This is a genomic window from Streptomyces sp. NPDC054975, assembly GCF_053609105.1.
On sequence record NZ_JBSGWV010000091.1, the window covers coordinates 1 to 9,390 of the forward strand.

At 71.5% G+C, this 9,390-nt stretch carries 7 protein-coding genes; 1 reads left to right on the top strand and 6 read right to left on the bottom strand.

Annotation, left to right across the window (positions count from 1 at the left end):
• Positions 1-53 precede the first annotated feature (53 nt).
• The 6 genes from ACWF79_RS34380 to ACWF79_RS34405 form a co-directional block, all read right to left on the bottom strand.
• Entirely contained in the window at positions 54-632 is a 579-nt protein-coding gene (locus ACWF79_RS34380; protein ID WP_453732108.1) for a dienelactone hydrolase family protein, read from the bottom strand.
• A gap of 37 nt (positions 633-669) precedes the next feature.
• Positions 670-2,256, bottom strand: coding sequence for a Na+/H+ antiporter (locus tag ACWF79_RS34385; protein WP_453732109.1), 1,587 nt, complete (start codon positions 2,254-2,256; stop codon positions 670-672).
• A 186-nt stretch (positions 2,257-2,442) separates the two neighbouring features.
• The gene (locus tag ACWF79_RS34390) at positions 2,443-2,922 is read right to left on the bottom strand and encodes a GNAT family N-acetyltransferase (RefSeq protein ID WP_453732110.1); all 480 of its coding nucleotides are present in this window, start codon (positions 2,920-2,922) and stop codon (positions 2,443-2,445) included.
• Positions 2,919-3,860, bottom strand: a complete 942-nt coding sequence (locus tag ACWF79_RS34395) for an RluA family pseudouridine synthase (protein WP_453732111.1) — start codon at positions 3,858-3,860, stop codon at positions 2,919-2,921. The genes ACWF79_RS34390 and ACWF79_RS34395 overlap by 4 nt, the downstream gene beginning before the upstream one ends.
• A gap of 29 nt (positions 3,861-3,889) precedes the next feature.
• Positions 3,890-4,504: a signal peptidase II gene (gene lspA / locus ACWF79_RS34400; RefSeq protein WP_453732112.1), complete on the bottom strand. Its 615-nt coding sequence runs from the start codon at positions 4,502-4,504 to the stop codon at positions 3,890-3,892.
• A gap of 62 nt (positions 4,505-4,566) precedes the next feature.
• On the bottom strand, positions 4,567-5,508 hold the full coding sequence (locus ACWF79_RS34405; protein WP_453732113.1) for a TraR/DksA family transcriptional regulator: 942 nt from the start codon (positions 5,506-5,508) through the stop codon (positions 4,567-4,569).
• Positions 5,509-6,064: 556 nt separating this feature from the next.
• Between ACWF79_RS34405 and ileS the strand changes: the two genes are divergently transcribed.
• On the top strand, positions 6,065-9,199 hold the full coding sequence (ileS, locus tag ACWF79_RS34410; protein WP_453732114.1) for an isoleucine--tRNA ligase: 3,135 nt from the start codon (positions 6,065-6,067) through the stop codon (positions 9,197-9,199).
• Positions 9,200-9,390: the final 191 nt, after the last annotated feature.

Consider the following 9,390-nt stretch of genomic DNA (forward strand, 5'->3'; position numbering starts at 1 on the left):
CGGCGGGAGAGCCCCCGCCGCGCCCTCGCGCGCGTCACGCAGAGCCGTCGGGCTCAGCCGTCCTGGAGGCTCTCCAGGAACGCCAGCGCGATCGTCCAGGTCCGCTCGGCCGCGTCCTCGTCCCAGTCCGGCAGGTCCGGGTCGGTGAAGAGATGGCCCGCGCCCGGGTAGCGGTAGACCTCGACGTCGGCCCCCGCCTTGCCCATCTGCAGGTACCAGGACGTCAGCCAGTCGTGCGGCTCGAAGGGGTCCGGGTCGGCGAGGTGCAGCTGGACCGGCAGGTCGTCGGCGGACGCGTTCTCCGCGATGTCCGAGGTGCCGTGCAGCAGGAGCAACCCGCGCGCCTTGTCGTCCCCCAGGGCGAGGGTCTGGGCGACCGAGGCACCGAACGAGAAGCCCGCGTAGACCAGACCCCGTTCCGAGTACGGGGCGGCGGCCAGGATCGCCCGCTTCAGCAGCTCGTCCTTGCCGATCTCCTCCTGGAGCGCCATCCCCTCCTCGACGGTGCCGGCGGTCCGGCCCCCGAAGAGGTCCGGCACGTGCACCTGATGGCCGGCGGCCCGCAGCCGCTCGGCCGCGGCCTCCACCGCCGGACGCAGACCGTAGGTCGAGTGGAAAAGCATGATGTCCATGCGGTCCATCCTGCCAGCCGGCCGCGCCACCCCCCGGTCACCTCATGCTGCGCACGTCCAGCTGACGCAGCACCCGGTCCACCACCTCCGGGTCGGCCCCCGGTTCGCTGCGCGCCGCGAGCACCTCGTGCCGCGCGGCGGACATCATCTCGCGCTGGATCCGCTGGACGGCCTTGAGCCGCCCGGCCCGCTCCGCGAAGGCCGCCCGCCGCTCCTCGTCCACCATGTCCGGGCTGATCCGCGCCCCGATGTCGAACGCCCCACGCTGGAGCCGCTCCTGGACCTCCTCCGGCAGCTCCTCGGTCTCCTCGATCTCCTTCAGCCGCCGCTTGGCCGCCTTGGCCGCGCGGACCGCGAGCTCCCGCTCCAGGGCGCGCTCGGCGTCCGTGTCGGCCCGTACGCCGAGCCGCTTGACCAGCCAGGGCAGGGTGAGCCCCTGGAGGAGGAGTGTGGTCATGATCACGCAGAACGCGACGAAGACGATCTCGTCCCGGCCGGGGAAGGGCGACCCGTCGTCGGTACGCAGCGGGATGGCGAGCGCGAGGGCCACCGAGGCCACGCCGCGCATCCCGGACCACCACATGACGACGGTCTCGCGCCAGCTGACAGGGATCTCCTCGTCGTAGTCGCGCCGGGTGTGCAGGCGCTTGGCCAGCCAGGTGGCGGGCAGCAGCCACAGCAGCCGTACGACGATCACGACACCGGCCACGGCGGCGCCCCGGCCGAGCATCCTGGCGAGCTGGTCGTCGGCGGTGCCGAAGACGTTGTGGAGCTCCAGGCCGATGAGCCCGAAGGCGATGCCCGTGACGAGGGTGTCGACGATCTGCCAGAAGGTCTGCCCGGCGAGCCGGCCCATCACGTCGTCGGCGTCGAGGGCGTTCTCGGCGAGGTAGAGGGCGACGACCAGGACGGCGAGGACGCCGGAGCCCTTCAGTTCCTCGGCGAGGACGTAGGCGACGAAGGGGACGAGGAGGGTGAGCCCGGTCTGCAGGGTGACCTCGCCGAGGGCGCCCATGAGCTTGTTGCTCAGCCAGCCCAGGACGAGTCCGACGGCGATGGCGACGACGGCGGAGAGGACGAGTTCGAGGGCCGCGCCTCCCCAGCTGAAGCTGCCGCCGACGACCGCGCCGATCGCCACGTGGTAGAGGACGATCGCGGTGACGTCGTTGAAGAGTCCCTCGCCCTCCAGGATCGAGACGAGCCGGCGCGGAAGGCCGAGCGAGCCGGCGACGGCGGTCGCGGCGACGGGGTCGGGCGGCGCGACCAGCGCACCGAGGGCGACGGCCGCGGCGAGCGGGAGCGCCGGGACGAGCGCGGTCGCCGTGGCGGCGACGGCGGCCGTGGTGACGAAGACCAGGGCGACGGCGAGCAGGAAGATGGGCCGCCGGTTGGCCGCGAACTGGCGCCAGGACGTGCGCTGCACGGCGGCGTAGAGCAGCGGCGGGAGGACGAGCGGAAGGATGTAGTCGGGCGGGATCTCGACGTTCGGCACGAAGGGCAGGAAGGCCAGCACGACCCCTATGACGGTCATGAGCACCGGGGCCGGCAGCCCGAGCCGGTCCCCGAGCGGCACGGTGAGCACCGCGCCCAGCAACAGCAGGAACAACAGGGCCAATTGATCCACGGGGCGCCCTCAGGTCGACAATCGGACCTCAACCCTGCCACGCGAGGGAACGAATCCCCCCAAACCGCAGTGCGGCGCCGCTCACGCGCGGCGCCGGGACCGGCGGTGCTCCGGAGCTTGGCAGCCTCGGGGCCTCGGAGCTTCGGAGCTTCGGGGCCTTGGGGCCTTGGGGCCTCGGGCCCTCGGCTAGAGCGCCCGGCGCATCGCCCGGTGCGGAATGCCCGCGTCCGAGAACTCGGGGCCGTACACCTCGTAGCCCAGCCGCTCGTAGAAGCCGAGCGCGTGGGTCTGGGCGTGCAGGTCCACGGCCGTCAGACCGCGCCCGCGGGCCGCGTCCTCGATGGCGCGGACGAGCGCCGCGCCGACCCCGAGGCCGCGCGCGGCCTGGGTGACCGCGAGGCGTCCCAGCGAGCCGACGGAGGCGTCGGCACCGGTCTTGCCGACGGCGTCGGCGCCGTGGAGCAGTCGGCCGGTGCCGAGCGGCAGCCCGTCCTCGCGCAGGGCGAGGACGTGCACGGCCGTCTCGTCGTAGCGGTCGTACTCGATCTCCTGCGGCACGTTCTGTTCGACGACGAAGACCTCGCGGCGCACCGCGAAGCAGGCCTCGCGGTCGTCCTGGCCGATCGCCTCGCGGACCTCGTACCCGGTGCCGGTCTCGGTGCTCACGCGCTCTCCGCCGCGATCCGGTCCAGCGCGTTCTGCAGGTCCGCCGGGTAGGTGGACGCGAACTCGACCCAGCTCCCGTCGGAGGGGTGCTCGAAGCCGAGCCGTACGGCGTGCAGCCACTGGCGCGTCAGGCCGAGGCGCTTGGCCATCGTCGGGTCCGCCCCGTAGGTGAGGTCGCCCACGCAGGGGTGGCGGTGGGCCGACATGTGCACACGGATCTGGTGCGTACGGCCGGTCTCCAGCTTGATGTCGAGCAGCGAGGCGGCGCGGTAGGCCTCGATCAGGTCGTAGTGCGTCACCGACGGCTTGCCGTCGGCGGTCACGGCCCACTTGTAGTCGTGGTTCGGGTGGCGTCCGATCGGCGCGTCGATCGTGCCGCTCATCGGGTCCGGGTGGCCCTGGACCAGCGCGTGGTAGCGCTTGTCGACGACCCGCTCCTTGAACTGCGCCTTGAGCAGCGTGTACGCCCGCTCCGACTTGGCGACGACCATCAGCCCCGAGGTGCCGACGTCGAGCCGGTGCACGATCCCCTGGCGCTCGGCGGCGCCGGAGGTGGAGATGCGGTACCCGGCGGCGGCGAGGCCGCCGATGACCGTCGTCCCGGTCCAGCCGGGGCTCGGGTGAGCGGCGACCCCGATCGGCTTCATGATCACGACGATGTCGTCGTCGTCGTGGACGATCTCCATGCCCTCGACCGGCTCGGCCACGATCTGCACCGGCGCCGGGGAACCGGGCATCTCGACCTCGAGCCACGCGCCGCCGCTGACCCGCTCGGACTTGCCGACGACGGCGCCGTCGACCTGGACCTTTCCGGAGGCGGCCAGCTCGGCCGCCTTCGTACGGGAGAACCCGAACATGCGGGCGATGGCGGCGTCGACGCGCTCGCCCTCCAGGCCATCGGGAACGGGCAGCGTGCGGATCTCGGGACTCGTACTCACCCGTCGAGTATGCCTTGTGCCGGGAGTGCTCAGTCCTTGTGGACGGTGCCGTCCGGATCCAGGCCCCGGAAGGACAGGATCACGATGAGGAAGCCGCCGCAGACGATCGCGGAGTCCGCGAGGTTGAAGACGGCGAAGTGCGCGGGCGCGATGAAGTCGACGACCGCGCCCTCGAAGACGCCCGGCGAGCGGAAGATCCGGTCGGTCAGGTTGCCCAGCGCACCGCCGAGCAGCAGGCCGAGCGCGATCGCCCACGACGTGCTGTAGAGCTTGCGTGCGAGCCGGATGATCACGACGATCACCACGGTCGCGATGCAGGTGAAGATGATCGTGAAGGCCTCGCCCATGCCGAAGGCGGCGCCCGGGTTCCGGATCGCCTCGAACCTCAGCAGGTCGCCGATCACCTGGATCGGCTCGTGGCCCTCCAGCTTGGCGACCACGAGCATCTTGCTGCCGAGGTCGAGCAGGTACGCGACGAGCGCGACCACGAGCAGCGCGACGATCTTGCGCCTGCCCTTCGGCTGCTCGGCAGGCGCCTGAGCCTCGGCCGCGGCCTCGCCGCCCGAGCCGTCGGCGCCACCGACGCCGCCGGCGCCGTCAGCGTCTGAATCCGGCGTACCGATGATGCGCTCCGCCTCTGCCACGTGAGTCCCTCAACCTAGGTGCCTGACTGTGCACGAGGGTACGGCACACCCCTTCGGGACCGTCAGCCGCGGCGCTCCTGCTTCTGCTTGTCCTCGACGCAGAGCGTGGCCCGCGGGAAGGCCTGCATGCGCGCCTTGCCGATCGGCTTGCCACACACCTCACAGAGGCCGTACGTGCCCGCGTCGAGGCGCTCCAGGGCGTGCTCGGACTGCTCCAGCATCTCGCGGGCGTTGGCGGCCAGGGCGAGCTCGTGCTCGCGGGTGATGTTCTTCGTGCCGGTGTCGGCCTGGTCGTCGCCCGCGCCGTCCCCGGAGTCCCGCATGAGGCCGGTCAGCTCCTCCTTGGAGTGCAGCAGCTCGGCCCGCAGCCGTGCGACCTCGCTCTCAAGGCCGGCCCGGGCCTCGGCGACCTCCTCGGGCGTCCAGGGGTCCTCACCGGGCCGTACGGCCAGCTCACCGGTGCGCGCCTGGGGAACAGCGGCCTCGCTCTCGGCCGTCGTGACGCCACCCGCGGTCTTCTTCGCTGCCACTGTCGCGGCTCCTGTCTGCTCCACCTGCGCCGCGGAAGCGGCCTTCTTCTTGACTGCGGTCTTCTTCGCCGCGGCCTTCTTGCCCGCCGGCGCCTTCTTCACGGCCGCCTCCTGGGCGGCCGGGGTCTTCCTGGTGGCCGCCTCCTTGGCGGCGGGGGCCTCGGCGGCCTTCGAGGCCGCCTCCGTGGCAGCCGGCTCCTTGGCAGCCGGCTTCCTGGCGGCCGTCTTCTTCGCGGCTGTCTCCTTGGCCGCCGTCTTGGTGGCCGCCTTCTTCGCGACGCTCTTCTTCGGGACGGCCTTCTTGTCGACCGCCTTCTCCGGGACCGTCTTCTCCGGGACCACCTTCTTCGCGACCGCCTTCTTCACGACCGTCGACTTCTTGCCGGTGACGTCCTTGGCCGCCCCGCCCGCGCCGGAGGAACCGGTGGCACCGGCGGTCGAGGTCTTCTTCGCGGCGGTCTTCTTCGCCACCATGTCGCGGCCCCTTCACATTTTGTGATCTTGCTCGCGAATCGTGCTGGGACGATAAATCGACCCAAGGCCCGCGGCAACGGGGCACGCCGCCGTGCGCACCCGTCCCATGCCGGTGGCACGGCGAGTCTGCATCCGTTGTGCCCAGCTCCCCGCCCCGTAATCCGCCCCGCGACGACCTGCGAAGTCCGGCCACGCCCGTATGGCCATTCGGGTCACGTTCGGCCGCCTCCCGCCCCGCCCGTAATGAGGTCGGCCGAGCCGCCTCCGGGCCCGTACACTGGGCTCAGCGAAAGGCTTGGATGGGGACGAGTAGCGTCGTACGCAGCCATGAGCGACCCGGGGACGGTGAGAGCCCGGGGGCGAGCCCGATGTGAACCATCACCCCGGAGCCGCCGGAAGAAAGCCGTCAGGCGACTAGAACCGGCATCGCGACCCCAATGAGGGGGCCATGGGCAGCACACGCCCGGGGCCAAGGAGGGTGGTACCGCGGGAGCCGCGCAGCACGGCGCTCTCGTCCCTCCGGACGGAAACGAAGCAGTCCGCCGGAGGAAGATCGATGACGCAGTACCGCCAGGTGCCCGCCCAGGTCGACCTGCCCGCGCTCGAGCACGCCGTGCTCGATTTCTGGCGCGAGAGCAAGGTCTTCGCCAAGACCCTGGAGCAGTCCGAGGGCCGCCCCGAGTGGGTGTTCTACGAGGGCCCGCCCACCGCCAACGGCATGCCCGGCGCCCACCACATCGAGGCCCGCGTCTTCAAGGACGTCTTCCCCCGCTTCCGGACCATGCGCGGCTACCACGTGGCCCGTAAGGCCGGCTGGGACTGCCACGGCCTGCCGGTCGAGCTCGCCGTCGAGAAGGAGCTCGGCTTCGCCGGCAAGAAGGACATCGAGGAATACGGCATCGCCGCGTTCAACGACAAGTGCCGCGAGTCCGTGACCCGCCACACCGACGCCTTCGCCGAGCTGACGACCCGCATGGGTTACTGGGTCGACCTGGACGACGCGTACCGGACGATGGACCCCGAGTACATCGAGTCGGTCTGGTGGTCGCTCAAGCAGATCTTCGACAAGGGCCTGCTGGTCCAGGACCACCGCGTCGCCCCGTGGTGCCCCCGCTGCGGCACCGGCCTCTCGGACCACGAGCTGGCACAGGGGTACGAGACGGTCGTCGACCCCTCCGTCTTCGTCCGCTTCCCGCTCACCTCCGGCCCGCTGGCCGGCCAGGCCTCGCTCCTGGTCTGGACGACGACCCCGTGGACCCTGGTGTCCAACACGGCGGTCGCCGCGCACCCCGAGGTCACGTACGTCGTCGCGTCCGACGGCGACGAGAAGCTGGTCGTCGCGCAGCCGCTGCTCGACAAGGCGCTCGGCGAGGGCTGGGTCACGACGGGCGAGTCCTTCACCGGCGCGGAGATGGAGCGCTGGACGTACGAGCGCCCGTTCGCCCTCGTCGACTTCCCGGCGGAGGCCCACTACATCGTCAACGCCGACTACGTCACGACCGAGGACGGCACGGGTCTGGTCCACCAGTCCCCCGCCTTCGGTGAGGACGACCTCAAGGTCTGCCGCTCCTACGGCCTGCCGGTCGTGAACCCGGTCCGCCCCGACGGCACCTTCGAGGAGGACGTGCCGCTGGTCGGCGGGGTCTTCTTCAAGAAGGCCGACGAGCAGCTGACGGCCGACCTGGACGCGCGCGGTCTGCTCTTCCGGCACGTCCCGTACGAGCACAGCTACCCGCACTGCTGGCGCTGCCACACGGCGCTGCTCTACTACGCGCAGCCGTCCTGGTACATCCGTACGACCGCCGTCAAGGACCGCCTTCTCGAGGAGAACGAGAAGACGAACTGGTTCCCGGACTCGGTCAAGCACGGCCGCTTCGGCGACTGGTTGAACAACAACATCGACTGGGCGCTCTCCCGCAGCCGGTACTGGGGCACCCCGCTGCCGCTGTGGCGCTGCGAGGACGGCCACCTGACGTGCGTGGGCTCACGCGCGGAGCTGACCGAGCTGACGGGCACGGACCAGTCGGAGCTCGACCCGCACCGCCCGTACATCGACGCGGTGACCTTCTCCTGCCCGAGCTGCTCGAAGACGGCGACGCGCGTGCCGGAGGTGATCGACGCCTGGTACGACTCGGGCTCGATGCCGTTCGCGCAGTGGGGCTACCCGTACAAGAACAAGGAACTCTTCGAGTCCCGCTACCCGGCGCAGTTCATCAGCGAGGCGATCGACCAGACGCGAGGCTGGTTCTACACGCTGATGGCCGTCGGCACGCTGGTCTTCGACAAGTCGTCGTACGAGAACGTGGTCTGCCTGGGCCACATCCTCGCCGAGGACGGCCGCAAGATGTCCAAGCACCTGGGCAACATCCTGCAGCCGATCCCGCTCATGGACCAGCACGGCGCGGACGCGGTCCGCTGGTTCATGGCGGCCGGCGGCTCCCCGTGGGCGGCCCGCCGGGTCGGCCACGGCACGATCCAGGAGGTCGTCCGCAAGACCCTCCTCACGTACTGGAACACGGTGGCCTTCCAGGCGCTGTACGCCCGTACGTCCGGCTGGGCGCCGAGCGCGTCCGACCCGGCGCCGGCGGAGCGCTCGGTCCTGGACAAGTGGCTCCTGTCCGAGCTGAACACGCTGGTGACCGAGGTCACCCAGGCGCTGGAGTCGTACGACACGCAGCGGGCGGGCAAGCTGATCTCCGCGTTCGTGGACGACCTGTCGAACTGGTACGTGCGGCGCTCACGCCGCCGGTTCTGGCAGGGCGACGCGGCGGCGCTGCGCACCCTGCACGACGTGGTGGAGACGATCACGCGCCTGATGGCCCCGCTGACCCCCTTCATCACGGAGCGGGTCTGGCAGGACCTGGTGGTCCCGGTGACCCCGGACGCGCCGGAGTCGGTCCACCTGTCGACGTGGCCGGAGCCGGACGCGTCGCTGGTCGACCCGACGCTCTCCACGCAGATGACGCTGGTCCGCCGCCTGGTGGAGCTGGGCCGGGCGACGCGGGCGGAGTCGGGCGTGAAGACCCGCCAGCCGCTGTCGCGGGCCCTGGTCGCGGCGACGGGCTTCACCGAGCTCTCCCCGGAGCTCCAGGCCCAGATCACGGAGGAGCTGAACGTCACGTCCGTGGCCTCCCTCTCCGAGGTCGGCGGCTCGCTGGTCGACACGACGGCGAAGGCGAACTTCCGCGCGCTGGGCAAGCGCTTCGGCAAGGGCGTCCAGGACGTCGCGAAGGCGGTCGCGGCCGCGGACGCGGCGGCGCTGTCGCTGGCGCTGCGGGAGGCCGGCGAGGCCACCCTGGAGGTGAACGGCGAGACGATCTTCGTCACCCCCGAGGAGATCATCATCACGGAGACCCCGCGCGAGGGCTGGTCGGTGGCCTCGGACGCGGGCGCGACCGTGGCGCTGGACCTGGAGATCACTCCGGAGCTCCGGAAGGCGGGCCTGGCCCGTGACGCGATCCGTCTGATCCAGGAGGCCCGCAAGAACAGCGGCCTGGACGTGGCGGACCGCATCGCCCTGCGCTGGACGTCGGAGTCCCCGGAAACGGCGGAGGCCCTGACGGCCCACGCGACCCTGATCGCGGACGAGGTCCTGGCCACGGACTTCGCGACGGGCGAGGCGGACGAGGCGTACGGCACCCCGTTCACGGACGAGGTCCTGTCCCTGACGTTCCGTCTCCGCAAGGCGTAACACCACGAGCGAAGGCCCGGCCCCGTGGGGGCCGGGCCTTTCGCGTCCCCGCCCCGCCCCTCCCCGAGACCCTGACGAGACCGGGGGCCGGCGCCGCATCCCGGCAGCCGCCCACCCCTGAGGTCTGGGCCGGAGGCCCCACGCCTGCCGCCCGCCCGCGGCAAAGGGCCGGGCCCCCGGATGTTCCGGGG